This is a genomic window from Streptosporangium roseum DSM 43021, assembly GCF_000024865.1.
In the GTDB taxonomy this organism is placed as follows: domain Bacteria; phylum Actinomycetota; class Actinomycetes; order Streptosporangiales; family Streptosporangiaceae; genus Streptosporangium; species Streptosporangium roseum.
The window spans coordinates 3,392,984-3,419,442 of sequence record NC_013595.1 but is presented as its reverse complement, the minus strand read 5'-3'; the positions used below and the strand labels follow the sequence as shown (position 1 = coordinate 3,419,442).

Genomic DNA, 26,459 nt, shown 5'->3' with positions numbered 1-26,459 from the left:
CACACACATCGTGGCCCATCCGCGCAGGGCCCCGGCGTTTCCGCGCTCCCCCGCCCCGGCAAGGAAGATCACCCGCGCAGCGCGCGGGCGACGGCCGGACCATGACGAGCCCGCCGTCCGGTGGGAGGCGCGTGGGTGACCGGTCGCGGCGGCGGGACCGTCACGGTCGATGCGGCCGGCCATGAGCGTGCTCCCCCGGTGGTCCACCCGGGAAGCACGCCACATGGCCGGCCGTTCTTCGAGCGCCGGACTTCAAGCGCCGTTCTTCGAGCGCCGTTCTTCGAGCGCCGTTCTTCGAGTGATCGTTCACACCGGAGCGGTGGCCGGAAGGGCTAACCGCCCGTGATCACGAAGCTCGACCCCGGTTGTTTCACGATGTCACCGGTGGCCGAGTTGGTTATGGTCACGTTTGTCAGCGTCGCGCTACCACGAGCGCCGCTCATGGCCAGAATGCCGGCACCGTTGTTGGACTTGTCGATCCGGACATTGGTGATCACGACATCCGGCATGGTGCCGCCGCCCGTCTTGAACTGGATGCCGTCGTAGGTCGAGTCATGGATGTCGGTGTCCCGGATCGTGACACCGGTGATATCCCGGCTCGCCGCGAAGAGCGTGATGGCTCCGAACTCCTGGTCCTCGTTCCAGAAGACGCCACCGCCACGGTGGATCGCGTTGTTGGCTATCAGGGTCCGTCCCGAGAAGGGCAGGGGGTCGTGGTCGGTCGCCAGCATGATGCCCGGGTAGTTCATGGTGTCGTAGACGAGGTTGTTCTCGATCGTGTTGCCGTAGCCGCCGTAGATCGCGATGCCGGTCGCCCGCCAGGGCAGCTGGATGGTGTTGTTGACGAAGTGGTTGTCGTGCGCGATGTCCACCGCCGGGTCCTTGACGTACCGGTTGGCCCAGACCGCCAGGGAGTCGTCGCCGGTGGTGCGGAACGAGGAGTTGAACACCCGCGAGTTCCGCGTGCCGTTGGTGAAGTTGATGCCGTCGGCGTAGGTGTTGCGGATGCGCATGCCGCTGAACTCCAGGCCGTCACCCGGCCCCCACAGCGCGGGGATGTTGTCGTAGTCACGACCGACCCAGACGCCCACGTTGGCGTGCTCGATCCACACATTGGTGATCTTGGTGTTCTCCCCGAACCGCCCGTTCAGGCCCACCCCGCCTTCGGCGTTGCCGTCGCCGCCACGGATGCGACCCGAGCCGAAGATCGCGATATCGGAGATCTGGGTGTTGTCGTCGATGTCGAAGCCGAAGTTGCCCTCGTGCGGATGGTTGATGCCGCCCACCGCCAGATGCGGCTCGGTCAGGGTGTACAGCTGGGAGTGCCACATCCCCGCTCCGCGGATCGTGACGTCGCTGATGCCCACCTGGTTGTACTGCCCCCGGTTCAGCGGGTCGTCGGTGAGGATCTTCTTCTCCTGCCGCCACTGTCCCGCGGGGATCCAGACACAGCCGATGACACCGTTCTGGTCGTCCGTCACCGCCCGTTGGATGGCGGCCGTGTCGTCGATCCCGTCGTCGGGCACCGCGCCGTAGGTCGTGATCGAGGTGCACCCGGCCGGCTGGCTCGCCGGTGCCGCCACCTGCTCCAGGTCGATCAGGTCGATGATGTAGAACGAGGCCGTATCGGTCGCGTCCCGCTGCAGCCGGAATTTGGTGCCTGTCGGGTAGGACTGCGTGAGCAGCGCGTGCGACTCGTCGAACAGACGCCGGGCGTCGGCCTGGGGGGTGTTCGTCAGCGCCTCGGGGCCGTCGGCGTTGCCGTACAGCCAGCTGTGGCGCGACGAGAGGGTCAGTTTCCGGGCGAAGGCGTCGTTGATGTACAGGCTGATGGTGGCCTCGATGCCGCCGCCGCTCGGCGCGTCGGGGATGGAGTTGCGCACCACGATCGAGTTGGAGGGGTTGGTCGAGGTGAACTCGACGAACTGCCCCGTGCTGTTCAGCCGCACCGACTTCCGGCCCGAGGACTCGGTGGCGAAGTTGGTGTGCCCGAAGGTGCGCAGCGGGTCGGCCTCCAGCAGGGTGCCCTGGTAGCGGGCAGCCTCGGCCTCGTACTCGACCCACGGAACCGCCGCCCCGCGCCCGACCACGATCGCCTGCAAGAACGCGTTGTTGGTCTCGTTGGTCTCGGTGACGACGTTGGTCGCATCGGCGGTGGCGGTGATGGTGGCGCCGCCGCTGGTGGCGGTCCAGCTGCCGCTGACGGCCACGTTGGCCGTCGCGCCCGCGGCGATCGACGGGGTGGCGGTGTTGAGCGTGGTGCCGCCCACCACCAGGCGGGTGACCGTGCTCGCGCCCGATGCGGCGGTCCCGCGGTTCTTCACCGCCACGCTGAACGTGACCGCCGCTCCGACGGCCGGATTCGGCGGGTTGGAGCTGATGCTCAGGACCTGCAGGTCGGGGCCGGGAGCCTCCGCGACCACCAGGGGCGACGTCGCGGTGAGGGTGTTGTTGTCCTCGTTCTGCTCGAAGACCGTGTTGTCCGCGTCCACCCTGGCGCTGACCGGGTAGGTGCCCGCGGGGCGGGTGCCGATGTTGTGGGTCACCGTGGCGGTGCCGTTGACGGGCAGGGCGGGGATCGCGACGGTGCCGACCAGCGTGCCGCCGAGGTTGAGGTTGACGCTGTCCGCGCCGGAGGCGGCGGTGCCCGCGTTCTTGACCGTGGCCGACAGCGTGATCGCGCTGGTCTCGATCGGGGAGGCAGGGGTCCACGAGAGGTTCGTGACCGTGAGGTCGGGGTTCGGCGCCGGGACGCCGATGACCTGGAACTCGGCGACCTGTCCGCCCGGCGCGCCGCTGTTGGCGGTGAACTTCAGCTGGACGTCGGCAACGGTCGCCGACAGGTCGATCCTCACCGAATTGCCGCCGGAGGCCGGGTTGAAGGTGTAGCCCGCCGCCGGCACCAGGCTCTGGTAGGCCGTGGCGCCCTGCTCACGGCCCAGGACCTGGATGTTCTGCGTACGGGTGCCCCAGGAGGGGTCGGGGTTGAGTTTCACCACGACCGAGCTGACGCGGGCGTTGGCGCCGAGCTTGACGGTCAGCGTGTTCGGGTACGCGCCGGAGTTGGCCTCCCAGTAGGTGGCCAGGCTGTTGTCGTTCGCGTTGGCGGCGACGAACGTGTGCACGTGGCCGGACTCGACGATCTCCTTGCCGATCGCCAGGTTCGAACCGGGGTCGCCGGTGCCGGTGCGGGTCACGGAGTTGCTGCCGGCCGACTGGTTGCCCGCCGCGTCCTTGGCCCGCACGAAGTATGTCACGGTCGCCGACGCCGGCTGGCTGTCGGTGTAGGTCAGCACGTTGCCGACGCTGCCCCGTAGCTGGTTGTCGGCGTAGACGTCGTACCCTGTGACGCCCACGTTGTCCGTCGAGGCGGTCCAGGTCAGCCTGATCTGGCCGGTGGCCGGCTGGGTGAAGGCGAGGTTGCCGGGGGCCGACGGCTTCTCGGTGTCGCCACCGCCGGCGGCGCCGTAGATCTCGAACTCGGAGATCTGCGCGGCGGGCCAGCCGGTGTTGGCGGTGATGTTCACGCGCCAGTACCGGTGGGTCGCGGCGCCGAAGTCGATCTTGACCGTGTTGCCGGTCGCCGGGTTGAAGGTGTAGTCCGCCGAGGCCACGACCGTGCTGTAGCTGAAGCCGTCGGCGCTGCCCTGGACCGAAAGCGTCTGGGTGCGGGTCTGCCAGACGGCCGGCGCGGGCACTTTCAGGACGATCTGGTCGACGCTCGTGGCGGCGCCCAGGTCGATCCGCGCCCACTGCGGGAAGCTGTTGTTGGCGCTCTCCCAGTAGGTGGCCTGGTCGCTGTCGTTGAGGGCCGACACCGCGTGTCCGGCCATGGAACTGCTGACCTGGGTCGCCTTCCCCGGCGACAGGTTGGGTCCGCCCGCGGCGGAGGCCGGGACGACCGGCCCCACGGCGAGCAGGCCGGTGGCGACCATGGTCGCCACCAGCCGTAACGGCCGATGCAGCTTTCTCATTCGCGTCTTCTACCTCTCGTCAGGCACGACAGGATCGGCGCGGTGAAGGCATGCGCCTTCACCGCACACGTATGGGGGCAGGTGCACGGATGCAATGCATCCCTGAAGAGTTGCGAGGAAGAGCGAGAAAATTAACATCAGTTTGCAATATTTTTGCGTAGTGTCGGCCAAATGTTACATATGTGCTACGGGTGCGTCAATGGCCGGGAAACAGCTTTCCGAACCGGCCCGACGCCCTGCGCGACAAGAGGTTCGGGACGGCCGTGAACGCCGGGGCCGTGGATGCCGGACAGCCGGATCGTCGAGCCGCTCCAGCGGCCCCAGCGGCCTCAGCGGCTCCACCGCTCGGCCCCGGCCCCGGCCCCGCGGCCCCGGCTCGGCAATGATCCCCTGCCGGTTCGCGCGAGCCCTCATCGCCGGCCGGCAGCGGCGGCGGAGCCGCCGCGTGGTCAGCCCTGCCACGCTCCGGCTGCCACGGCGCTCTTCACGAACTCGCTGAAGTCCCGGACCGGATGACCCCCTACCCGCTCCCGCCTGTGCATGCAGGCCATGGCACCGGCCTGCCGGCGAGCGCGGGGCGGTTCGATCAGCCGGCCAGCTCGTCGAGGTGTGCCTGAAGGACCTCGACGCAGCGTTGCCCGCTGAGCATGTCCGGGTGTAACACCGTGTTGAGGCTGAGTCCGTCCAGCAGTGAGCTCAGCCGCTCGGTCTCGGTGTCGATGTGCAGGCCGGGCCGGAGCGTCCCCATGTCCCTCATGCGGACGAGAATCCGCCTGACAAGGGACCTCAACGGTGACCGATGACCGGCGGCCCGTTCCACGCGCTGCCGGCCGGGGGCGAAGGCTCCGAGCTCCTTGACCACCTGATGTCCGACTTCCTGATCAAGGGGGTCATCGTGGTCATCGCCCTGCTCGTCCTCGCGCTGGGCATGGTGGTCATCTGGAAGATGATCGGAAAGGACGGCACCCGCGGCCATGACCGATGAGGCGCCATGACCGGGTGCGGGCACTCCGTGGCCCAAGGTCGTTCAGGCTGTGCTCGAGACCGGCCTCCAGGCCGCATGCCCGGTCCCGATGTCCGTCCGGCGCGGGCGGGCGGGCCGCGCCATGCGGCGGTGCGGAGCGTTGACGCCCTGATGACGCCATCACGTCCCACGACCGCTTGCCACAAGCGGCCACGGGATGCCTGACCTGCGATTACGGTCTCCGGTCGTCCGGCCGGGTCCGTGGTCGTCGTCACCCGGTCGGTCAACTCACGCCTACGTCTTCCGAGACGCTGCGGGCAACGCTGTCCCTGTCGGTGACGGCTGCCGTCATCGTACGTAACTGATCAAGGGAGCTACGGTGACGGACTCGCACGAAGAATTCGTGCCGGCTCGCGAAGCACGGCCCGTTCCATGACGTCTCCTGCGTCGCCTTCGCCCGATCCCTCAGCCCTCGCGGGGCGTTGACGCGTCGCGGCGCGGACAGCAGCGGGATCGAAGAGGTGACCTTTGAAAATCGCCAGGAACGAACGATGGAGTACATCCACGCCTCGGACTATTGCGTCTACGCGATCGACGGTGAACAGGTCACCTGCTTCGATCAGTCGGTTCCTGGTACACGCCGGGGCAGTGATCCAGACCGCTTGGTCAGCAAGATGCGCGAAGTCGGCCTGTCCGGGGAGGGGCCCGGCATCAATACCCCGTTCCCGCGTTCCTTCGGCCAGGCGACAACCGTTCACAGGTAACAGGCGTCCCACACGTACCCCCGAAATATGGAGAACCCGTGAGCTACCCCCCTGGCTACGGCCGGCAGCCCCCACCCGGATACGGCTACGGGTACGCGACCCCGCCGCCGAAAACCAACGGGCTCGCCGTCGCCAGCCTCGTGCTCGGCCTTACCGGGTTCATCACCTGCGGATTCACATCGATCCTGGCCGTGGTGTTCGGACACGTGGCCCTCGGCCAGATCAGGAGGGATCGCACCGACGGCCACAGCATGGCATTGGCCGGCGTCATCCTCGGCTGGATCCTCACCGGCCTGTGGATCCTCTACTGGATGCTCGTCGTCAGCGGCATCGTCGGCGCCGGGTTCACCGCCCTCGACGACCCCGGGCCCGGCACGGGGCGCACGCAGCTCAGCCCCAGCAGCCCGCCCGCCGCGCAGGATGAGCAGGAGAACACGTCGGGTGCGCACACGGTGCTGCTCGAAGCCATCGGCAGCGACGGGGCCACCAGCGCAGGCAACATCACCTACAGCGTGAAGTACGGCATCAAGCAAGAGCAGGGCGTGCCCCTGCCGTACAGCAAAGAGATCAAAGTCGGCGACACCCCCTACCTGTACCTGTGGGCGCAGAACGCAGGCGCCAAAGGGTCGGTGACGTGCCGCATCACGGTCGACGACGAAGTCATGTGGGAGGACGTCGCGAAAGGCCCGTACGGGGTGTGCACCGTCACCGGCAACACCCCATAGGCCGGCTCCTCGTTGGGCCCTGCATCCGGAGGATCCAAGCCCTCCGGGAAGGACCGTCTCGCCCAAAGGATCAGTCCTCACGACCACCATGAGGAGCCGGGCACGACATCCGTCGGAGATCAACCCTCCCGGCGCCTTGCGGCGATGGGATACCCACCTTGGCGATAGTTGCGCGTCGCCCTCCGCCCCGTATCGTCCCCACCAGTGATCCCGACCGTGTGAGGAAGGATCGGCATGACCGACGATGCGGTGCGACGCGTTTTCCAGTCAGTCGACTCGTTCGACCCCGGCGAGTTCGTACGGTTGCTGGCCGATGACGCCACGCTGGTGTTCGGCAACGCCGAGCCGATGACGGGACGTGAGGCCATCGCCGCCGGGTTGCGGGCGTTCTTCTCCACCATCGGCGGCCTGCGGCACCGGATCGTCAGGAACTGGCAGGTGGACGCCGACATCATCGCCGAGACCGAGGTGACCTACCGGCGGCTCGACGGCAAGGATGTCAGCGTCGTTGCCGTATCGATCTGGCGCACCCGCGACGACGGCCTGATCACCGACTACCGCATATTCGTCGACCTCGCCCCCGTCTACATCGTCTAGGGCGGGTCTCTTAGGTCGGGTGGTCGGTTGATCGGACATGCCTGTCCGATCAGTACTCCAGCCGCATTCGTGACCTGTCACAGGGTGAGGCGGTGAGGGCAGGCAGGTTGGCGGGGGCCGTTTACGGCTGGAAGTACTCCGACATCAGGCGGCTGACCCATTCCGGCTGCTTGATGTTCACCGCGCGGAACTCCGCCATCGTCGGCTTCAGGTCAATGACCGGGGTGCCGGAGACCGCGTCGAGGCCCACCACCGTCAGTTCGCGGCGGTGGACGGATTCGATGGCGCAGCACGTTACCCCGATGCGGTTCGGTCTGCGGGGGCCGCGGCCGGCGAAGACACCAACGGGCGGGAGGTCGGAGCGGCCGCGGTAGGGGCGGGGTTCGCGGTAGTCGTCGTGTTCCGGGAACTGGTCGAAGATGAAGAGGACCTCCACGTGGGAGAAGCCCTCCAGACCCTGGAGGCACGCCTCGCCGAAGCGCTCGTCGATGGTGATCGTGCTGCGGACGGCACCCCAGTTGTCCGTGTGCTGGACGTCCGTTCGGTTGTTCCGGACTGTACCTATCGGTGTGACCTCGAAGCTTGGCATGGCAAGGTTCTATCGCATCGGTCAGCGTCGTGCCCGGATGAGGATGGCAGCCAGGTGGAGCAGGGTCTACGGGGCTCCTCAATCCATGGTCGTCCAGGACCGTGGACCTGTGGTCGGCACCCGCGTTGGCAAGATCATGCCGATGGTGGCCGGTCACGTCTGCGGCCGAGCGTCCCGTACCCGGTCGCGTACCACCGTGGCGCCCAGCCAACGGTCACGGAGAACCCGGCCTTCGGGATCGAGGAGCATCCACAGCCCGTCCGCGAGGAGGCACGGCAGCCCGATGCCGGGGACGAAGGCGAGGAGGGGGAAAATCAGCGTGCGGAGCGCGGTCCTGCCCGCGCCCAGCCGTCCGCCCGTCCGCGCGGCGATGACCCGGACACCCAGCAGCCGCTTGCCGAGCGTCCGCCCCCACAGAGCGTGCTGCACCCAGAAGTAAAGGAACAGCCCGGACAAGATGACCAGCTCCTCGAGGTCCGTACCGACCTGCAACAGGTCGACCTGCCCCAGGAGCCCGAACCCCATCCGGAACCCGGAGCCGAGGCCGATCAAGGACCAGAGCGGTCCCACGACGACACCCAGAGCGGCAACGGCGATCAGATAGTCGACCAGGGCCGCCGCCGGTCGCCGCCACACCGTCCCGGCCCGTGACGCGCCCGGCTCCTCCCCGATGACGGGCCGCACCACACGCGACGCGGCGAACACCAGCGCCGCGGCCGCCAGGAGACACAGCTGGGTGATCCCCCAGCCACCGGCCACCGTGCCGAACCCGCCGGCGCCGGACAGCGGGACCGTCTCGCCGTAGATTCCTCGCCCGCTGTACCACCAGGCGAGAAGTTCGAGGACCGCGATCAGGACGAGGAGTCCCGCCACCCGCCGGCCTGTCACCCCGGGATCCCTGCGGCCGAGACACGCGAGGAGGCCGAGGAGAACCACGAAAGCCGGAACCGCCCAGTCCTCCATGATCTTCATGACCGCTTCGAGATCAATGCGCAGCGGGGCAAACGGCGACAGCGTCGATCCATGGCTGTACAGGAGCACGGCCCCGTAGATCTGGTCGGACCCCCCATGGGTCCGGGTGAACTCCTCACGATCGAGTCGCTCGCACCACAGCCCCCAGGTCGGGAAGGCGGCGACGGCCGCAGCCACCACCCACGCCGACAGCGCTGACCGCGATAATCGAGAGAGTTGCGGCACAATGATCCTTTCGCCCTGAGGGCGACACCCTACGATGTCCCGGCAAGCTCAGGCCGACACGTCCCGACCCCTATCGCGCACCTGCTCGTTGATATCCACCGGTGGCCACTTTCCTGGCATCTCGGAACCGCCGCGTTTTGCCGCGGCAGCCGTAGCGCCGCAACCACCCAGTCACCTGGTCGCCCGCGCCCCGGTGCGGGCGCGCAGGCGGCGTAGCATGCGGGCGTCCTCGTAGCCGACGTCGCGTGCCGCCGTCTCGGTCGTGGCCCCTTGGGTGATGAGATGCTCGGCCCGCTCCAGCCGTAGCACAGTCTGGTATGCCAGTGGCGTCATGCCGGTCGCGTCGCGGAACAGCCGGGTCACGGTCCGCTCGCTGCAACTTGCCGTCCGGGCGAGCAGGCTGAGCGGGAGGCGTTCGGTGAACCGTGTGTCGATCAGATCCTGGACGCGGTGCACGGTCTCGTCGACATGCGAACGGTGCCGGAACATCATGCTGATCTGCCGGGCCGCGCCGTCGCGGTGGGCGTGGACCACCATGGTGCGGGCCACCTGCCCTGCGGCGCGCGGGCCGTGGCGCACGCTGAGCAGGTGCAGCGCCACATCAATGCCGCTGGCCACTCCCGCCGAGGTGACCACCCGCTCGTCCGCGACATACAGTGCGTCCCGGACCACGTGCGCCTTGGGGTACAGGCGCGCCAATTCATCCTGGACCGTATGGTGCGTTGTGCAGCGGCGGCCATCGAGCAGCCCGGCCCTGCCCAGCGCGTCGGCGCCCGCGCACACCCCGGCGAGCGTGCCGCCGGTCGCGTGATGGTCGCGCAACCGGGCGAAGGTCCCGGCATCCGGCATCCGGACGGGCCCGCGCCAGCCCGGCACGACGATCAGGTCGTCGGCGTCCAGTTCGGGCCACTGTGTCTGAGCGCGCAGCGGGAGCCCCTGTACGGTGGCGACGTCCTGCTCCGCGGAGACGTAGACGAGCTTGTAGGTGTGGCCGAGGTCTGCCGCCGTGGAGAAGACCTGGGCCGGTCCCGCCACGTCGAGCAGGTGAATCGACGGGATGAGCAGGAAGACAACGCGCGCCATGGTCGCCGAGCCTAACCTCCGATCACCTGGTCGACAGTTCGGACAGCCGCGAACCGGCCGGCCAGCGCATACTCGGTGCGGGCGATGACGTCGGCGACTCCCAGCGTCCGCGGGTCCGCCACCAATTCCGCGAACGGCAGATCCGCTGACGCGTCGCGATGCGGGATCGGGGTCGTGGCCGTGGCGTCGACGGCGAAGACCACGTCGAATCCCAGGTCGGAGGCGATCCGGGCGGTGGTCTCGCAGCACTGCTCGGTCCTGATGCCGCACACGGTCAGCTCCCTCACCCCTCTAGCGGTGAGCATCTGGTGCAGGTTCGTCGTGGTGAAGGCGTTGTGCGCCGTCTTGGTGATGACTGGTTCCCCGGCGCGCGGATCAAGCCCCTCCATCAGGCGGACATATCCCCGAGCCGGGTCGAACACGGTTCCTGACCCCGGCCGCGAACCCAGCACCCACACCACCAGCTCGTCTTGAGCCCGCGCGCCCGCCACCAGCCGGTTGACCTGCGTGACGATGGCCGGCTGCGAGACGAACTCCCAGTCGGGAAGCTGCCGGAAGGATTCCTGGACGTCGATGACGACGAGTGCTCTTTTCACCTGTCCAGGATTCAGGGCGGAAGGTGGCGGCTGAAGGCACAAGCCGGACAGCCTGCGGACCGATCCGGCAGCCCCGGCCACTCATGGACGACGCCCCGACCTGCGCTCCGGGGCACGGGTCTGTGGGGCCGGTGCCGTACCCGGCTCTTCGGCCAGGACGTGGGCCACGCCGGATTAGGTCCGCGAAAGCGCTTCAGTGCTTCGACATTCGGATGTACGGCCCGCTGCCGTGAGCGCCTCCTTCAGAACGGCGACCTGGGTGGACTTGCGCTGGGCGAGCAGGCTTGCGGCATCGATCAGTTCCTTTCGGGCGTGGCGGTTCAGCGCGACGGTGTCGGCCACGATGGGCAGGTTCACCTGTACGACCGCGTCCACGCCTTCGGCATGAGCCTCAACCAGGCAAGAACCTCAATGCATACCGCCAGGGCACTGCGCACAGACTGGGCGTGACGATGGATTCACGAGTTTCAGCCCGGCCGCTGAAGATGATCCGCGAGACCTTCTCCTACCGCAGACCAGATGCCATCTCAACGTGCCGAACGACTTTCAGGAGGTCCCGCGATCGTAGACGCTGCTCAGGTTCGCTTACATGGACAGCGAGAAGGTTCCGCCGCAGCGCCGTCAACTCGCCGCCGAATTCCAGACACGCGCTGACACACTCACTGAGCTCCAGGAGGACCGGGTCGGCCGAAGCCACCATGGCGGGCAACCGTCGCCGACGCCGAAACCACAACGCGTGCAGCGCGGCTTTTCTGGGTGCGCGCCATACCTATTACCAGCGAGCGCCGGCGGCGGCGCGGAGCGCTGCCGCCTTGACCACTCCGGTGCGATCATGGCGAACCTGGAGCACTGTTAATCTGCGCACAGTATCGACCAGAACATAGGTCGCCTTAGGCGACGGAGGTTTCCTGTCATGTCCCCCGCTCGCGCCACCAGCCCGAACCGTACGACTGCGGTGGGTAAATCCGTGCTCGCCACTCTGAGTGCGTTACTCATACTCTGCGGCTGCGGCGCGCAAATTTTTCCCGAGAAGATACTCGAGGCCGATCCGGCTGCTGTCAGCGAAGTACGCGGCATCGGCAGGGTTGTTACGGAGACCACGATGGAGCTCTCCTACCCCGGTAAGCTCTTCGTTCGACCAGCTATTCAGGTCGAAAACTATGTGCTGATGGACGTCGGAGCCTCAGATTTCGAGAAGGCGCGTGCCACAGCACATGACCGCCTGCAACAACGCGGATGGGTGACCACCGGAAGCGGTTTCCACATGGAGTCGGCCAAGTGGGAGCAGACCAGCCTGTCGATCGAATCATTCAAGGACTACGAGTCCTACGGTTCGCCTCTGGAACCGCAAATAGAGAAGAAACTCAAAGACGATCCCGCCAGGACGGATACGTATGTAATGCTGCAGCTGGTTCGCTGGGATTGAGGCTTGCACTGACTTCGTGTATTCAGTTGTCGAGCACATGGGCGGCGCTGGAACCAGTGAAGAGACTCCGGGTCACCCCGCGATCAGCACCTTGTGCCACCGACGATCATCAAGACGATGCCGTTGTCCCCGATCCTGTTTGTTCTGATCGTGTCTTGAACGCCCTGCTTGACGATGCGGATCCTGGGCGGTCCAGGGTCTCACCTTGGTGAACGTTCCGCCCAGATGCTCGGCCGTCCGCACGCGTCCGGGGCCGTTGCCACTCGGATAGTCACTCAGCGAGACGGTGGCGGCAGCCTGGAGACGTGTCCGGGGTCGGAGACGTGCAGGATCTCAGCTGTCTAGCGTTGCTTGAGGCGGAGTGCCTCTTTGCGGGCCTCGGCGTAGAGGGACCGCTCGCGCTCCAACCACTCCGGGTTCTCCGCTTTCAGCGCATCGATCTCAGCGGTGGTGAGCGGTCCGGTGATCCCGCCTCTGATCAGGCCGGCAATGGAGACCCTGAGCTTCGCGGCGATGACCTGCTTGGTGTGCGGGCCGTTGCGGCGCAGGTCAGCGAGCCAGGTGGGTGGCGTCGACTGCAGCTCGTTCAGCTCGTCCCTGGAGACGACACTCGCCTGGAACTCGGCGGGAGTGGCCGAGAGGGGGACACCCAGCTTCTTGGCCGCGGTCGCGGGCTTCATCGTCTGGATGGTCTTCGGTTTGGGCGAGGTCATGGCGTCAAGAGTAGTCAGCCGGAACAGGTTCCCATGACATCGGTACCCTGAGGAAGTGACTGATGGAGAGACCGGCAGGATGTTCCGACTGGCGTACGTGCCCGGGGTGACACCCGCGAAATGGGTCAACGTCTGGACCGAGAGAATGCCCGACGTGCCGATCACCCTGGTCGCGGTTCCCGCCGCCGAGGTGGTGGGACTCCTGCGGAATGGCGGCGCCGACGCCGGATTCGTCAGGCTGCCGGTCGACCGGGACGGGCTCAGCGTGATCCCTCTCTACGTGGAGACCACGGTGGTCATGGTGCCCAAGGACCACGCGGTGACCGCCGCCGACGAGGTGACCGTCGCCGACCTTGTCGACGACGAGGTGCTCCACCCTCTGGACGACACCATCGAGTGGACGGTCCGGCCTGGTCTGCCCGCGTTCACCCGCCCCGCCACAACGGCGGACGCGGTCGAGCTGGTGGCGGCCGGCACAGGGATTCTCCTGGTTCCGCTGTCGCTGGCACGCCTCCACCACCGCAGGGATCTCACCTACCGGCCGGTGCCGGACGCGCCGCAGTCTCAGGTTGCGCTGACCTGGCCCACGGACGCGACCACTGACCTGGTGGAAGATTTCATCGGCATCGTCCGCGGCCGGACGGTGAACAGCTCGCGGGGCCGTACCCCCGCCTCCCCTGCGGAGAAACCGGCACAGCGGCAGGCGCAGAAACCCGCACAGAATGGCTCCGGTCGCCGGGCCGTGCCGGCCAGCCGAAAAAGGGTCGTGCCGGCCAGCCGTAAAAAGAAGGGCCACCGGCCTCGGTGACCTGCAGACAGACGTGAAGATGCGCCGTCACCTCGACGACGTCGGAGAAGTCGAGGCCGCGGGCGGCGAGCAAGGCGCCGAGGTTGCGCAGCACCTGTCGTGTCTGCCCGGTGATGCGGCGCCGACGTGATCCTGTCCACGCGAGCCGAACGCAACGGGCTCAAAGCACGGCACCACACCTGGCTGTCCGACCCCCCGGCCGGCCTCTGAGGACACCGCGCCCCACCGGCCGGGGCGCCGCCCCCGAGGTTGCAGGGCGTACTCGACGTCGGCCCGTGGCGCACTGCCGTCCGAGTACGGCATCGGCCCACCTGTCCCGCCGCCGCCCGCTGCCTCGAACCTTCGGCGCAGGCGGTCACGGCCCCGATTCCGGCCCGGGGCCCCCGTTGATGCTGCTCTGACCCTCAGCGCACGGACCGGTCGAAGAACTCCGCCGGGGCCGCCCGACCGCGACGCGCGGAAACGCCGGGTGAGACGAGGGCTTTATCCCTCAACCGCCATATGGCTAATATCAGGCCACCAATCGCCTACTTTGGCGATTTTCGTCGTAGACGCACCGATCGGTGAGGAGAGTGTCCTGCACGTGGCTGGTTTGGGCAGGATCGGGCGACGACGAGCGGGGACCGTGGGCGACGGGGACGGGGTATCGGGGTCAACCAGCGGCCGGCCGCGGCGCCTGGCCGGTGCCCGCCGGCTGCCCTTGCGTACCGTGCTGATCATTGTCGTGTCCGTACCGAGCATGACTTTCACCCCGCTGCTGGGGTCGGGCGTATACCAGCTGGCTACTCAGTGGCAGGCGGAGAAGATCCAGATGGATCTGGCCACCGATACCGTCGGCAGACCTGCGGCCGACCTGTTCTTCAGCCTTGAGCAGGAGCGACTGCTCACTGCGGAGACGCAGGCCAGTCCCCGTAGCACCTCCCGCGACAAGCTCGCCAAGCAGCGCGCGGTGACCGATCAGGCCGTGAGCGCCTTCCGTCCGCTGGCAGCCCTGGACACCACCGACGGACAGGAGGGGCTCGCCGACGCCATCGCCCGGACCCAACGCAACCTCGACCTCCTCGACCAGCAGCGGCGGGCGGTGGACGCCGGTTGGTCCAGCGAGCAGAAGGCGTTCGACTACTACAACGGCGTCCTTGAGTCAGACCTCAGCGTATTGACCGCCCTCAGCCACACCGACCACGCCGAGGTGAGTAGCAAGGCGCAGACGCTGGTCGACCTCTTCTGGGCCGTCGACATGATCGGCCGCGAAGACGCCATCCTGGCCCGCGGCTGGGAGACGGGGCACCTGACGAGGGACGAGTACGGCCTTGTCGCCGATGCCATCGGCACCAGGAAGCACCTCCTGCAGTCCCGGGTGGCCCCCAGTCTCCTGGGCAACGAGAGCCAGTACGGCGCGCTGACGGCCAGTAAGGCGTGGGAGACCATGACCGCGCTGGAGGGGCGGCTGCTCGCCTCCGAGACCAGCGCCGGGAGCAACCAGGTGACACTCCGCGAGGTCGGCCCGGTGTGGCGATCCTCGGTGGACACGGTCACCCCGCAACTGCTGCAAGTTCTCAATCTCCGGCTCGAAAACGTCAGCAGGATCGGCTACGGCCACGCCGATCGGCTCTTCGCGACCTTCATCAGTGTCACCGCCGTGGGCCTGCTCGCCCTGGGCCTGGTCATCGTCACCATCTGGCGCCTCACCGCCATTCTTCGCCGGCGCATCCTCCACCTGCGCGAGGACGCCCAGGAACTCCAGGAGCGGCTGCCCAACGTGGTCGCCCGGCTGGAGCGCGGCGAGGACGTCGACGTGGACGCGGAAGTACACATGGTCGAGCCCACCCCCGACGAGCTCGGCGAGCTCGGGAAAGCCCTCAATCTGGCCAGCCGCAGCGCTGTCCTCACTGCCGTACGGCAGGCCGAACAACACCGCGGCTTCCAACGCATGCTCCAGCGCATCGCCCGCCGTACCCAGATCCTCATCGGCCTTCAGCTGAAGAAGCTGGACGAACTGGAACGCAAGCACGAGGACCCCGAGGTGCTGGAGGGCCTGTTCGACCTGGACCACCTCACCGCTCGGCTGCGCCGCTACGAGGAGAACCTGGTGATCCTCGGCGGCGGTCAGCCGCAGCGCCGCTGGCGCAAGCCGGTACGCCTGCTCGATGTACTGCGCGCCGCGCAGGGCGAGGTCCAGGACTACCGGCGGATCTCGATCGATGTCGAGGGCGAACCCTGGGTAACCGAGCGCGCGGTGGGACCGTTGATCCACGTCCTGGCGGAACTGATGGAGAACGCCACCGCCTTCTCCAAGCCACTGACCCCCGTCGAGGTGCGGGCCGCACCGGTCAGCCGGGGCCTCGCCGTGGAGATCGAAGACCGCGGCCTGGGCATGGAACCCGAGCAGTACGCCGCCGCCAACGCCCTGATGCAGTCGCCGCCGCAGCTCGATGTGATGACCCACGCCGACGATGTACGTCTCGGCCTGTATGTGGTCGCTCGGCTCTCCGCGGGTCTGGGCCTCCAGGTGGAACTGCGGCCGTCGGCCTTCGGCGGCACCCGTGTCATCGTGCTGCTCCCGGAACCGCTGGTGGTGGACCGCCCCCGCGCGGTACCCGGGCCGGCCGCACCCCCCGAGGAGGCCCCCCGGGACCCCACCGGTCCGCAGCTCCACCCGCACGAAGGTACGGCCGGTCCCCGCCCGCCCCACGAGGACGCGCAGTTGCCGACTCGCTCCAGAGGGCGTGCGATGGCATACGTGACAGCGCCCACCGCCGGATCACCGGATCAGGGTGACGCGCCCCCGTCGTCCGGCCAGGAGCCGCTGCCCCAGCGGGTGCGCCAGGCCAGCCTGGTCACCGAGCTCAAAGTCCCGGCGGACAGGGATGAACAGACCGACCAGGAGGACTGGGCCGTACGCGACCAGCCCAGCCGATCCAGTGCCACGATCGGCGCGTTCCAGAGGCAGTCCCGCAGGCGCCGGACCGGTGACGACACCTTCCAGCCCCGGCCGGACGGATCCCCCGAGCCCGGTTCCCCTACGACGGAAGATCGAAGATGACGCAGCGAACCACCGCCACCGACACAGACCTGGACTGGCTCCTGGACGGCCTGGTCGATCAGGTCGCGGGCACCCGGCACGCCATCGTGCTGTCCGACGACGGACTGGTGATCAGCCGGTCCCGGACCATCGAACGCGCGGACGCCGAACGCCTCGCCGCCATCGCCACCGGCCAGCAGAGCCTGGCTCGCGGTGTCGGGCAGCTCTTCGGCGGCGGACCGGTCCACCAGGTCATCATCGAGATGGCCGACCTGTGGCTGTTCCTCACAGCTGCGGGCCGAGGCACCCATCTGGCCGTAGTCGCCTCCCAGGAGGTCGACGCCGAACTGATGAGCGTCGCGATGCACACCCTGGTCCAGCAGGTCGGCCAGAAGCTGGGAACCAACGCGCGTACCCCGCAGGCCGATGACGCGGGGAGACACGGATGAAGCACTGGACCGAGGGCTTCGACGACGATGACGCCGACGAGTCCCTTGTCCGTCCCTATACGATCACCGGCGGACGAACCGCCCCCGAGCGGGACGACCTGACGCTGATCACCCTGGTGACGGCGATTTCCACGGTCTCCTCGGAGACCGGACACGGCCTGCGGAGAATGCAGCCGGAGCACCGCACCATCCTCGCTCTGTGCAAGCGGCCCCTGGCAGTGGCCGAAGTCGCCTCCGCGCTGAACCTCCCGGTGTCAGTGACCAAGATCCTCATCGGCGACCTGATCGAGGCCGACCAGGTGCGGGCCCGGCCACCGCTGGCCTTCGCACAGGCGGGCGGCATTCCCGGTATGACAATCCTTGAGGCGGTGAGGGATGGATTACGCAATCTCTGACCACGGGGACGCCGCTCCCCTGGCAGTGAAGATCCTTATCGCCGGTGGTTTCGGCGTCGGGAAGACGACCCTGGTCGGCGCGGTGAGCGAAGTCGCCCCACTACGTACCGAGGAGTACCTGACCCATGCCAGCGTCGGCGTGGACGATCTGGAGGGGGTGAGTGGCAAGTCCACCACCACCGTCGCACTGGACTTCGGGCGCATCACCATCAACAGTGAACTCGTGCTCTACCTGTTCGGCACGCCCGGGCAGGAACGCTTCTGGTTCATGTGGAACGACCTTGTCAACGGAGCGATGGGCGCGGTCGTCCTGGTCGACACCCGCCGGCTGGATGTGAGCTTCGCGTCGATCGACTTCTTCGAGAGCCGAGGCATCCCCTTCGTCGTCGGCGTCAACTGCTTCCATGGTGTCAGGGACCGGACACAGGAGGAGATCCGCAGGGCGCTCGATCTCGATCCGCAGGTGCCGCTGGTGCTCTGTGACGCCCGTGACCGGGCGGCGGGCCGCGATGTGCTGCTGGCGCTCATCGACCACCTGATGGCCGCTCAGTCCCGCACCGCACCGCACCCCGTGGCCTGACCGGGCCGTCCCAGGGACGGGCCGGGTCGTCAACGAGGCCGTCGGCCCGTTCCGGGCCCTCTGACTGCTCCGGCCCGTGTGGGACATCGGCTGTTGCACGCCAGGGGGTGAACTTCTGCTCCGCATCGCTCCCTCCGGATCGAGGGCCGTGATCCCCTTGAGCCGTGCGGGTGTGCGCCGGTGAGATCGCCTCACCAAGGCCCGGAGGTCCCGGAGGTCTCGCGCGCTGCCTCGTCGCCGCGTCGAAGCCCTCCGACAGAAAAGGTGTCACCCTTTCGGGTGACACCTTTGCCGACCAGTGAAAACCTGGTCAGGACGACAGGATTCGAACCTGCGACCCCTTGACCCCCAGGCAAGGCGGGTGGGGGCGGAACCATGAGCTTTACCCGCTCCCACCTGTGCATACAGTCCACGGCGATCCACCGTCGTCCGGCCCTGTCCAGGGCAGTTGTCACTCAGTTCGTCACTCACGCATCTGTGCTCTGGCCTGCCATCAATACTCATCGAGCATGATCGATTTGTCAGAGAGGGCTGCCATGATGACCCACAACCGATCAAGGGAGTCACAGTGCCAGACATCCTCAAGAGCTTCGACTGGCTCTCCAGGGATGACGGTCGGTTGGGCGACATCTACGGGGTGTCGTTCATCCGAGACCTCTCACCCCGGGAAGTGCTTACCCGTCTGTGTGTGAACCCGGACACGATTGAGGAGATGACCTTCGATGAGCTGGACGAGTATGTATGCGAATGCCTGGCGGTACCCGGCGGCGAAGCGGAGCACGTCGGCGCCGTAAAAGTAGACGACTGGACCATACTCGTCGAACCTTCCGGCTGGAGAGTAGCCACCGAACCCGATGTGCTGGAGCGTGTCTCACGAGGAACCGAAGTCGTGTCGGTCAACCGGCACGACTACGCCTCGGACGACTTCATCCATGCGATCGACGGCAATGTGATCACGCGCTTCGAGCCCTTGGTGCCGCATCTCCGCTCGGGTAGTGATCCTGACCGGTGGGTGAAGCAGATGCGTGATGTCAGGCTCGGCCGACACACATTCGACGACCCTATACCTGATGATCACATCGCTAGCGCGTTCGCTCTGGCGAGCATCATCACCGGTGTCAACTTCTCCAGGAACGTGCTTGACATGACGTTTCTGAGTGCCGCGATTGACAGTGATTGACCGTGATTACGTGAACGCCCCTCAGGCCGTTTGCCTCACCCGATGTAAGGTGCCGACATCCCTCGGAGAAAGTGATCGATCCGGAGGCGTTGCGTGTCGTGCATGGGCAGTGTCTTGATCTCCTCCCGGTCGACCCAGCGGACGTCGGTGGACTCGTCGCTGACCGCGAGCGTCCCGCCGACGAGACGGGCGGTAAGGCAGACGTTGAACTGGCGGCGGACCTCTCCGTCGCTGTAGGCGATGATGTGCCGGGCGTCGGTGTAGAGGCCGACCAGGCCGGTCACCTCGACGTCGTAGCCGGTCTCCTCCCGCACCTCCCGTACGGCGGCCTGCGGCACCGACTCGGTGAGATCCATCCCACCCCCGGGCAGCGCCCACAGCCCGTTGTCGGTGCGCCGTTGCAGCAGGATGCGGTCCTGGTCGTCGACGACCACGGCGGACACCCCCACAACCAGGCTGTTCGGCTCGGGGGCGTCGGGATCGTCGTAGTACTCGGTACGGGCCACTCTCACTCATCCTCGCCGGGAAGCCGGGACTGTTCCCACACTGCCTCAAAACTGGCGGCGTAGACGTCGAACAGTCCCTCGTCGTGCATGCGGCGCAGGTGGTAGACCGGTGCACCGTAGGCGTTCATGCCGTACACGTGCGCATTGACGATCATGTGATCGTCACCGACGAACAGGGAGTTGTAGAGCGTGGTGGCATGCACACGCAGCTCGACGCCGGACGACATGGCCAGCGGCCGGTAGTGCATGAGCGCGACGCGACACCGTGACTCGATGCCGTGCCCGAACCGCTCCTCCGCTCCTCGGCCTCGGATGATCGGTGAGTCGGCGTCGCCCAGGAGGACACGGACCCGGCACCCCTGACGCGCCTTGGCGGCGAGGAGCTCGTTGAAGTCCGGCCACGACTCGTGCAGGAAGTTGGCGGCGTAGACCAGGATGCCGATGCGCTGCTCGGCCCGCTCGAACAGGGTCCGCCACATGTCCAGGGGGGCGGAGGAACGGGTGGGGTAGGCGGTGACCAGCTCACCGCTTCCCCGGCTACGGCGGCGCCCCTGCTCGATCGCAGGCCACAGGTGGGCGAGGTCCTCCCGGAGTACGGCCGCCGCTCGGTGGGCGATGCCGGGGTGCGGCGTACGGCCGGTGCTGACCCATCGTTCAACGGTCTTGGGGTCGACGCCGATTTCCTCGGCCAGTTGCCGGACGGTGATACCCGCGGTGAGCAGGGCGGACCGTAGGCGCTCGTTGGGGGGCATGGGACGTTTATACGCTCCCAAAGACGTCCCGTCAGCGTCCTTGCGTGAAGTTCCCCCGTCCCATGCCTGGTCAGCATGCTTGGGACGTATCAAGCCGCACCAAACGTCCCTCGCTCCAGGCGGGCCTGAGGATGCGGCTCTCCCGCGCGATTGCCATGTCACGAGCATTCGAGACCTTCCGGAGAAGCGATGACCCGCAGGCCGGTGACAGCAAGAGCAGTCCGTTCCCTCCAAGCGGCCGAACGACTTCGCGCCGCTCTTCACCAGCTCGGGATAGCCACCGATGTCCACGCGGGCTATGACCTCGCGCTGGTCTCGGTATGGGTGGAACTGATCGTGTGGAGTGACGGCCGCCTCTACTGGTGGTGGTCGGGGCGCAAAGCCAGACGTAGCGGCCGGTGGATCTACGTGATCCACTCCACCGACGCTCCTGACACGGCGGCCCGCCGAGTGGCCGCACGGTACACGCACCTTTGGCGAACCCACCCCCTGTCGAGAACGGTCGAGGAGGTCGCCTCATGACCCTCGTCGGCGAGTGTCTGAGCCCGCACGTGACCATGGCTCAGCGTGATCACATCCGGTTGGAGTGGCGCATGCCGTACCGGGTGCTCGAACGGACGCGCCAGGTGGCCTGGACCTGCTTCTGCCGGGCCTCGGTGTACGAACTATGCGAGGGCGGTGGACAGGCGTTCCTGCGGCGAACCGTCCAGCTCGACGGCAAGCCTACGGCGCACGAGACCTCCCCCTGCTCGATCAGTGAAGCCCGGGTGATCTGGACGGCGCTGCTGTCCGGACGAGCCCGATAGACCAGGCGTGGCGGCGTGGGATCTGGAGGGACGGCGCCGCCACACCTGCCAGGAATCACGGGGCCACCCGGCGGATTCCTGGCCCATTCCTCCCCCGCCCCCGATAGCTGCCGGTTTGTGTGTCCCGACCGAGGGGTCAACTCCGTCTTCGCGTGTCCGTCCGCCCCCGACGTGCACGCCAGCCCTCGCCCAACAGGTACAGACGGAGTTGACGCCGACCGAGGGACACGAACAATGAGGCAGCGGGGGCGGGGAGTCACCTACATCAACTCGGCATCCCATGTGCGGGAGCGGAGCGGCCGGCGCCAATCCGAAGGACCCCGAAGGGGTCGCGTAGCGGTTGGGGCCGGTGGCGGAGCGGCGGCAGCGTGCACCACGGGCGGTGGGTTCGTTCGGTACGGCGAGTGCTCGGTGCGGCGGGCGGCGTGGTCTGCCCGCCCGCGCTGGACGGTGCGGGCCGGGACCGGCCGCCAGGGCCGCGTGCCCGGATCCGCTGGCCGGCGCGGGCGGGCACGCCGCGCCGTGCGGCGGCGCGGAGCGCTGCCGCCTTGAACCAGTAAAGAAACTCTGAGAGCGTGTTTGAGAAGATCAGCTTGCGGGGGTGGAGTTGCCGCCACTTCAAGGAGTCGCATCAGCCCACGGAGCCGGTTGGCAGGCTGCGGACATGTTCGGGCAACGCGGCATGTCACGTATGCGGTCACCGTGGCCGCAGCGTCGACCATCAGGAGGCTGAGGCATCCCTGACCGCGGCGGACAGCCAGACGGTCAGCGCGGTGAGGGCCACGATGGCGATGACAATCAGTGCAGGAAAGTACCAATCTGGGAAAAGAAGCCCGAGATCGACATCGCCAGAGGGATACAGCACGATCATGTAAGTGCTCAGTACGGCCAGGGCGAGACTCATCAGGTAGACCATGCCGGCGGCCGTGCACAGCACGAGGCCGCCGATGGTGAATCGGCGATTCAGCCGACCACCCAGCGCGGCGAGCACGGCCGCCTCGGCGGTGAGGATGAAGGCGATGGCGCCCACCCATCCCCTCGCCGATGCGATCTGCCCGTCCAGCCGGCCTGACAGCAGGTCGTTCCAGCCTTCGTGCCCGGGGTTGAGCCCCGCCTGGGCGGCCAACTGGAGCGCGGATCAGGGTCACTCCGGCGTACAGCAACGGCGCTGCCAGAGCGCACAGCAGAGCGGGCGAGCGTTTCAGGTGTCGCAGGTCCATGATCGATTGGACGGCCGATTCACACTGAGCGTTCCGTGAGGGATCACCTCCAGGTGCTTGAGATGGTGGTCATCTCTGTCAGTCGCAGATGTAACGAGCCTGGCGTCGGGCGGGTCCGCCGCGAGTAAGGCGACGGGCAATACCGGCGATGGCGGCCCAGCGGATGATCGCCGCGGACACTGCGGGATCGCGTTCGTAGTCGCGAGCCAGACGGCGGCAGGCGGTCAGCCAGGCCAATGTCCGCTCGACCACCCACCTGCGCGAGATAACGTTGAACCCACGCTGGGCAGCGGGCTTGCGCACGATCTCCAGGGTGGTACGCAGCGTGTCATGAGTCCAGCCCACCAGCCGTCCGGCAAAACCCTGGTCGGCGAAGACACGCCGGATCGGGGTGGTCAGGTACGTCGACAGCAAGGTGGTCTTGGCGCCGTCACGGTCTTGCCGGCTTGCAGCCATCACTGCGACCGTGACCAGCAGGCCGCCGGTGTCGGTGACGATGAACCGCTTGCGGCCGTTGACCTTCTTGTTCGCGTCGTAGCCGCGGCTGTCGCGGCCGACTGTGTCGGCGCCCTTGACGCTTTGCGAGTCGATGATCCCCGCCGACGGCTCATCGGCGCGGCCGGCCTGCCGGCGGGCCGACCTGCGCAATTCGGTCAGCAGCGTCTCGGTGACGCCGGCTTCTTCCCACCGCTGGAAGTACCAGTACACGGTCTGCCAGGGCGGCAGGTCGATGGGCAGGTACCGCCATGGACAGCCGGAGCGCACCACGTACAGGATCGCGTTGACGATCTTCCTGCGCGGATGCTTCTCCGGGCGTCCGCCGGTGTTTGGCTCGGGCAGTAAGGGTTCGATCAGCTCCCACTGCGCGTCGGTCAGGTCCGAGGGGTAACAAGCAGGGGACATCCAGCCATCCTGGCAACCCCAGCACCCGTCGACACGCCGCCACACCGAGCATGAATGATCTTCTCAAACACGCTCTGAGCCATCCCTCGATCAGCACGGTGGTCTTTCGGGAGACTGAGTACAGAAGTCAGCGGTAGACGGTGGCTCAGTAGGTGTGGTTGGGCCAGTGAGGGTCCTCCCAGCGGGCGGGGTCAGCGAGGCCGAGCAGCCGTACCCGGTGGAGCAGTTCTTCGGGAGCGTTCCGGGCGCGGAGCCGGGCAGGGGCGTGACGGATCAGCCAGGCCGTCAACTCGGCACGCGTCGCTTCCTCGTCCTTCCAGTTCCAGGCTTCCCAGGGGAGCCGGTCTCCCAGTAAGTCGTACTCCCAGTGCGCCACCGCTTCGGCTAGGTGCTGGTCGGCCACGGCGTGCGTCTGTGCTTCCCAGGTGTGCAGCCATGGGCTGAGCGTGGTGGAGGCTTCCGCGCACAGGGCGAGGACCTCGTGAGCAGGCACAGCGGGATCCGGGTCGGTGAGGGTGTGGGCCCACCAGGCGTGCAGGAATTCCCGTACCGTTGCGGCCTGCTCGGCAGGCCACTGCTGCCACTGGCCCAAAGCAAGTGAATACCCGACCTCCTCTATGCCGAACAAGGACTCGACGAGGCCGCTGACGAGGGCCGTGGAGAGCTGGGGCAGAATGCGGCGCAGCACGGATGCGTGGTCATCCCAGTCCTTGGCCTGCCAGGCGGCACGCAGAAGGTCAGGACTCAACTCCACATCCGGCACCTTCAACCGGGCGAGGTCTTCTGCGCTGCCCCAGTGGCACTCGCAGTTCTGCTCGTCGGGATGGGCGGTCATGCCGCGGAAAGTGACGGCCACTCGGTCCAGCGCGGCGTCGAGACGAAGGTGTGAGGGCGTCCGGTCAAGGATCGTCATGCGTGTTCGCCTTCAAGACTCCGGGAGCCTGAGCCAGCCGAAGATCGCTACCTTACCGGGCCCATGGTCGCCTGGTTGCATCGGCATCTGATGGGACTGGACACCCGATCAGCACCTGTACTGATCTTCGAAGGGCTCTAGATCATGAGGGCGATGCCGTTGTCGGCGAGTTCTTCGGGGGTGAATACCGCGCTGGGGTCGTCGGCGAGTTCGGCGCTGTAGCCGATCTCGTAGCGGTTGGCGGGGGCCTTGACCTCGGTGACCTCGATCGGGTGGCCGTTTAGGTCGGCCATGGTGCGGCGGATGATGAGGATGGCTTCGACGTAGTCCATGCCCAGACCGGCGCATTCGTCTTCGTAGGCGATGCGGGAGGTGGTCAGGGTCATCCAGCGGACGGGGCTGTGTTCGCGGATGAGGGTCTGGTAGAAGAACGCGGGCCGCTTGCGGTACTGGTGGAAGCGCTCGGGGTCGTCCCAGTCGGGGACCATGTCGGCGTTGGCGTATGAGTTGATCTCCAGGCGGGCCGATGCTCCGTGGATGGTCGTGGTGTGGCCTCGGTGGAACATGCTGCGGCGGTGGATGACGGGGTGTCCGGTGCGGACGCCGAGCATGATGGCGATGTCGCGGTTGGCGGTGATCTTCTCGCTGGTGAACAGCGGGGCCTCGGGGTCGGCGTCGCGCAGGGCCAGGTCCCAGCCGAAGGCTTGGATGTCGGGCTGGTTGCCGGGGGCGGCCAGGTCGGGCCGGTTCTGGTGGCCGATGAGCCGTCCGGGCATCTGCTGGTCGCCTGCGGCAACCGGCGGGCCTCGGTGTGTGCGGCCTGCTCGGAGGTCTACCGGGCCGACACCTTTCACTTGATCCGAGCGGGCCTGTCCGGCGGCAAGGGCGTCCCGGAGACGGTCAGCACCCATCCCCGGGTGTTCGTCACCCTCACCGCGCCGTCCTTTGGGCCGGTGCACACCAGAAAGGAGAAGAACTGCGGGCGCTCGTCTGGTCGGAGATGGATCTCACGGGAGAGCCGGGCACCGGTACTCCCCCTTGGATCGCCGTGTGGCGCTCCGTACGGGAAGGTGGCGATACCAAGACCCGGAAGTCCCGGCAGTCCCTCGTCGATGCGTTGAGGCCCTGTGGGAGCACCGGGCACAGCAAGACAGGGAACGCGAGGCGGCGGGCGCGAAGTGGCAGGAGAACGATCTCGTCTTCGCCTCCCTGGTCGGCACTCCCCTGGACTCCCATAACGTACGGCGGGCCTTCCGGAAGATCGCGAAAGACGCCGGGCTGCCCGCGAAGACCGGACGCCCCGCGAGATGCGGCACAGTTTCGTCTCGCTGCTGTCCGACTCCGGCGTCCCCCTTGAGGACATCGCGCGGCTCGTCGACCACAGTGGGACCGCGGTCACGGAGGCGGTCTACCGCAAGCAGATCCGCCCGGTCCTGCTCGGCGGCGCGGAGGCGATGGACCGGATCTTCACGTGAAGGGAGCGATAGTCACTCAGAATGCAGAAAAGGTGTCACCCTTTCGGGTGACACCTTTGCCGACCAGTAAAAACCTGGTCGGGACGACAGGATTTGAACCTGCGACCCCTTGACCCCCAGTCAAGTGCGCTACCAAGCTGCGCTACGTCCCGGTTGTCCTGCGCCCTCTCGGGCGGGACGTCATAACCTTAGCGCAGATCGGACGGGTGTGTGTACGCCAAGACGTCCGGCGGCCGGACGTGATCATGCGAAGGATGAGGTGCACGTGGGGCGCAAAGCGCTGATCGACCAGGATGAGCTGCGGCGACTGGCCGGGGAGGGGCTGTCCAACGCGGAGCTGGCCGCGCGGTTCGGGGTGAGCGAGTCCGGAATCCTGCAGGCCAAGAGGGCCGCGGGGCTCTCCAAGCCGATGCTCGACCACTCCCGGGCGATCCCGTGGAAGCTGGACCGCTCGCACAGCCAGTCCGGCCCGGCGACGAACCTGCGCAACCTGTCGTCCGTCGCGCAGGGCCGGGCGATCCCCGCCGAGAAGCTCAACACCGCGCTGCGCTGGGCCGACCGGCTGGTCGCCGGCGGGCTGGACATCGCCTACGAGCCGGAGCGGGGGTTCCGGGAGGTCCCGGCCGTCGCCGGGCGGTCGCTCATCCAGAGGGTCCTGGCCGAGGCCCTCAGCGCGCTGGAGCCCGCACAGGACTGAGGGACGGTTACGGCAGGACATTTCACGCCTGACAAAGCTTGATAAAACGCCTGTGCAGAATTTCTTGACAGCGGATCACTGACATAGGCAGCCGGTTTCGAGGCTTGTCCCTGGGGCAGCGCACG

At 67.3% G+C, this 26,459-nt stretch carries 28 protein-coding genes, 1 tRNA gene and 1 pseudogene; 15 read left to right on the top strand and 15 right to left on the bottom strand.

The window, feature by feature from the left end:
• Positions 1-332: 332 nt before the first annotated feature.
• Both SROS_RS15220 and SROS_RS47400 read right to left on the bottom strand, forming a co-directional pair.
• Positions 333-3,974, bottom strand: coding sequence for a CARDB domain-containing protein (locus tag SROS_RS15220; protein WP_012889831.1), 3,642 nt, complete (start codon positions 3,972-3,974; stop codon positions 333-335).
• Between the two features lie 586 nt (positions 3,975-4,560).
• A complete protein-coding gene (locus tag SROS_RS47400) occupies positions 4,561-4,794 on the bottom strand; it encodes a TetR family transcriptional regulator C-terminal domain-containing protein (RefSeq protein WP_281048029.1) in 234 nt (77 codons plus the stop codon).
• Between SROS_RS47400 and SROS_RS15210 the strand changes: the two genes are divergently transcribed.
• The 4 genes from SROS_RS15210 to SROS_RS15195 all read left to right on the top strand — a co-directional run bounded on the left by SROS_RS15210 (position 4,774) and on the right by SROS_RS15195 (position 7,024).
• On the top strand, positions 4,774-4,959 hold the full coding sequence (locus tag SROS_RS15210) for a hypothetical protein (RefSeq protein WP_012889829.1): 186 nt from the start codon (positions 4,774-4,776) through the stop codon (positions 4,957-4,959). The genes SROS_RS47400 and SROS_RS15210 overlap by 21 nt on opposite strands.
• A gap of 530 nt (positions 4,960-5,489) precedes the next feature.
• Entirely contained in the window at positions 5,490-5,702 is a 213-nt protein-coding gene (locus tag SROS_RS15205; RefSeq protein ID WP_012889828.1) for a DUF6461 domain-containing protein, read from the top strand.
• A 38-nt stretch (positions 5,703-5,740) separates the two neighbouring features.
• On the top strand, positions 5,741-6,427 hold the full coding sequence (locus SROS_RS45975; RefSeq protein ID WP_012889827.1) for a DUF4190 domain-containing protein: 687 nt from the start codon (positions 5,741-5,743) through the stop codon (positions 6,425-6,427).
• Between the two features lie 234 nt (positions 6,428-6,661).
• Entirely contained in the window at positions 6,662-7,024 is a 363-nt protein-coding gene (locus SROS_RS15195) for a nuclear transport factor 2 family protein (RefSeq protein ID WP_012889826.1), read from the top strand.
• 121 nt (positions 7,025-7,145) lie between these two features.
• Here SROS_RS15195 and SROS_RS15190 read toward each other — a convergent pair whose 3' ends face one another.
• The 5 genes from SROS_RS15190 to SROS_RS15170 all read right to left on the bottom strand — a co-directional run bounded on the left by SROS_RS15190 (position 7,146) and on the right by SROS_RS15170 (position 10,864).
• On the bottom strand, positions 7,146-7,613 hold the full coding sequence (locus SROS_RS15190) for an SAM-dependent methyltransferase (RefSeq protein WP_012889825.1): 468 nt from the start codon (positions 7,611-7,613) through the stop codon (positions 7,146-7,148).
• A gap of 153 nt (positions 7,614-7,766) precedes the next feature.
• Positions 7,767-8,762, bottom strand: a complete 996-nt coding sequence (locus tag SROS_RS45970; protein WP_052316942.1) for an RDD family protein — start codon at positions 8,760-8,762, stop codon at positions 7,767-7,769.
• Between the two features lie 219 nt (positions 8,763-8,981).
• Complete coding sequence (locus SROS_RS15180) at positions 8,982-9,893, bottom strand: GlxA family transcriptional regulator (RefSeq protein ID WP_012889823.1); 912 nt, start codon at positions 9,891-9,893, stop codon at positions 8,982-8,984.
• A gap of 11 nt (positions 9,894-9,904) precedes the next feature.
• Positions 9,905-10,489 carry a cysteine hydrolase family protein gene (locus SROS_RS15175; RefSeq protein ID WP_012889822.1) on the bottom strand — a complete coding sequence of 195 codons (585 nt, stop codon included), beginning with the start codon at positions 10,487-10,489 and terminating at the stop codon, positions 9,905-9,907.
• A 174-nt stretch (positions 10,490-10,663) separates the two neighbouring features.
• Positions 10,664-10,864, bottom strand: a complete 201-nt coding sequence (locus SROS_RS15170) for a hypothetical protein (RefSeq protein WP_043652069.1) — start codon at positions 10,862-10,864, stop codon at positions 10,664-10,666.
• 538 nt (positions 10,865-11,402) lie between these two features.
• Between SROS_RS15170 and SROS_RS15165 the strand changes: the two genes are divergently transcribed.
• A complete protein-coding gene (locus tag SROS_RS15165) occupies positions 11,403-11,915 on the top strand; it encodes a hypothetical protein (protein ID WP_012889821.1) in 513 nt (170 codons plus the stop codon).
• A 341-nt stretch (positions 11,916-12,256) separates the two neighbouring features.
• Here SROS_RS15165 and SROS_RS15160 read toward each other — a convergent pair whose 3' ends face one another.
• Complete coding sequence (locus SROS_RS15160; RefSeq protein WP_012889820.1) at positions 12,257-12,628, bottom strand: DUF5997 family protein; 372 nt, start codon at positions 12,626-12,628, stop codon at positions 12,257-12,259.
• 55 nt (positions 12,629-12,683) lie between these two features.
• On the opposite strand from SROS_RS15160, the gene SROS_RS15155 reads away from it, so the two are divergent.
• The 6 genes from SROS_RS15155 (at position 12,684) to SROS_RS15130 (ending at position 19,062) form a co-directional block, all read left to right on the top strand.
• The gene (locus SROS_RS15155; RefSeq protein WP_081453121.1) at positions 12,684-13,436 is read left to right on the top strand and encodes a LysR family substrate-binding domain-containing protein; all 753 of its coding nucleotides are present in this window, start codon (positions 12,684-12,686) and stop codon (positions 13,434-13,436) included.
• A 739-nt stretch (positions 13,437-14,175) separates the two neighbouring features.
• Positions 14,176-16,479, top strand: coding sequence for a sensor histidine kinase (locus SROS_RS15150; protein WP_245564646.1), 2,304 nt, complete (start codon positions 14,176-14,178; stop codon positions 16,477-16,479).
• Entirely contained in the window at positions 16,476-16,907 is a 432-nt protein-coding gene (locus SROS_RS15145; protein ID WP_012889817.1) for a roadblock/LC7 domain-containing protein, read from the top strand. The genes SROS_RS15150 and SROS_RS15145 overlap by 4 nt, the downstream gene beginning before the upstream one ends.
• Positions 16,904-17,302: a DUF742 domain-containing protein gene (locus SROS_RS15140; protein WP_012889816.1), complete on the top strand. Its 399-nt coding sequence runs from the start codon at positions 16,904-16,906 to the stop codon at positions 17,300-17,302. The genes SROS_RS15145 and SROS_RS15140 overlap by 4 nt, the downstream gene beginning before the upstream one ends.
• Complete coding sequence (locus tag SROS_RS15135) at positions 17,283-17,882, top strand: GTP-binding protein (RefSeq protein ID WP_012889815.1); 600 nt, start codon at positions 17,283-17,285, stop codon at positions 17,880-17,882. Before SROS_RS15140 ends, SROS_RS15135 begins: the two co-directional genes overlap by 20 nt.
• A gap of 568 nt (positions 17,883-18,450) precedes the next feature.
• Positions 18,451-19,062, top strand: coding sequence for a DUF6461 domain-containing protein (locus SROS_RS15130; protein ID WP_012889814.1), 612 nt, complete (start codon positions 18,451-18,453; stop codon positions 19,060-19,062).
• Positions 19,063-19,097: 35 nt separating this feature from the next.
• Here the strand turns inward: SROS_RS15130 and SROS_RS15125 are convergent, their stop codons facing one another.
• Positions 19,098-19,568, bottom strand: a complete 471-nt coding sequence (locus SROS_RS15125) for an NUDIX hydrolase (RefSeq protein ID WP_012889813.1) — start codon at positions 19,566-19,568, stop codon at positions 19,098-19,100.
• A 2-nt stretch (positions 19,569-19,570) separates the two neighbouring features.
• Complete coding sequence (locus SROS_RS15120; protein ID WP_012889812.1) at positions 19,571-20,320, bottom strand: helix-turn-helix domain-containing protein; 750 nt, start codon at positions 20,318-20,320, stop codon at positions 19,571-19,573.
• Between the two features lie 518 nt (positions 20,321-20,838).
• On the opposite strand from SROS_RS15120, the gene SROS_RS15115 reads away from it, so the two are divergent.
• Positions 20,839-21,126, top strand: coding sequence for a hypothetical protein (locus SROS_RS15115; RefSeq protein ID WP_012889810.1), 288 nt, complete (start codon positions 20,839-20,841; stop codon positions 21,124-21,126).
• A gap of 721 nt (positions 21,127-21,847) precedes the next feature.
• Here the strand turns inward: SROS_RS15115 and SROS_RS15110 are convergent.
• From SROS_RS15110 to SROS_RS15095, 4 genes are all read right to left on the bottom strand, one after another.
• Positions 21,848-22,252 (bottom strand): hypothetical protein, encoded by a 405-nt coding sequence (locus tag SROS_RS15110; protein ID WP_012889809.1) that lies wholly within the window; start codon positions 22,250-22,252, stop codon positions 21,848-21,850.
• Between the two features lie 172 nt (positions 22,253-22,424).
• Positions 22,425-23,249, bottom strand: a complete 825-nt coding sequence (locus SROS_RS15105) for an IS5 family transposase (protein WP_012889808.1) — start codon at positions 23,247-23,249, stop codon at positions 22,425-22,427.
• 145 nt (positions 23,250-23,394) lie between these two features.
• The gene (locus SROS_RS15100) at positions 23,395-24,162 is read right to left on the bottom strand and encodes a hypothetical protein (protein ID WP_012889807.1); all 768 of its coding nucleotides are present in this window, start codon (positions 24,160-24,162) and stop codon (positions 23,395-23,397) included.
• Between the two features lie 137 nt (positions 24,163-24,299).
• Entirely contained in the window at positions 24,300-24,938 is a 639-nt protein-coding gene (locus tag SROS_RS15095; RefSeq protein WP_012889806.1) for a UTRA domain-containing protein, read from the bottom strand.
• Between SROS_RS15095 and SROS_RS52930 the strand changes: the two are divergent.
• Together SROS_RS52930 and SROS_RS50940 are read left to right on the top strand one after the other, a co-directional pair.
• Positions 24,924-25,136, top strand: a pseudogene (locus SROS_RS52930) (replication initiator); the annotation flags it as partial. The gene SROS_RS15095 and the pseudogene SROS_RS52930 overlap by 15 nt on opposite strands.
• Before the next feature lie 333 nt (positions 25,137-25,469).
• Positions 25,470-25,637 carry a site-specific integrase gene (locus SROS_RS50940; RefSeq protein ID WP_169369304.1) on the top strand — a complete coding sequence of 56 codons (168 nt, stop codon included), beginning with the start codon at positions 25,470-25,472 and terminating at the stop codon, positions 25,635-25,637.
• A gap of 75 nt (positions 25,638-25,712) precedes the next feature.
• Here SROS_RS50940 and SROS_RS15085 read toward each other — a convergent pair.
• Positions 25,713-25,789 (bottom strand) — tRNA-Pro (locus SROS_RS15085).
• A gap of 113 nt (positions 25,790-25,902) precedes the next feature.
• Here SROS_RS15085 and SROS_RS15080 point away from each other — a divergent pair.
• Complete coding sequence (locus SROS_RS15080) at positions 25,903-26,334, top strand: hypothetical protein (protein ID WP_012889805.1); 432 nt, start codon at positions 25,903-25,905, stop codon at positions 26,332-26,334.
• Positions 26,335-26,459: the final 125 nt, after the last annotated feature.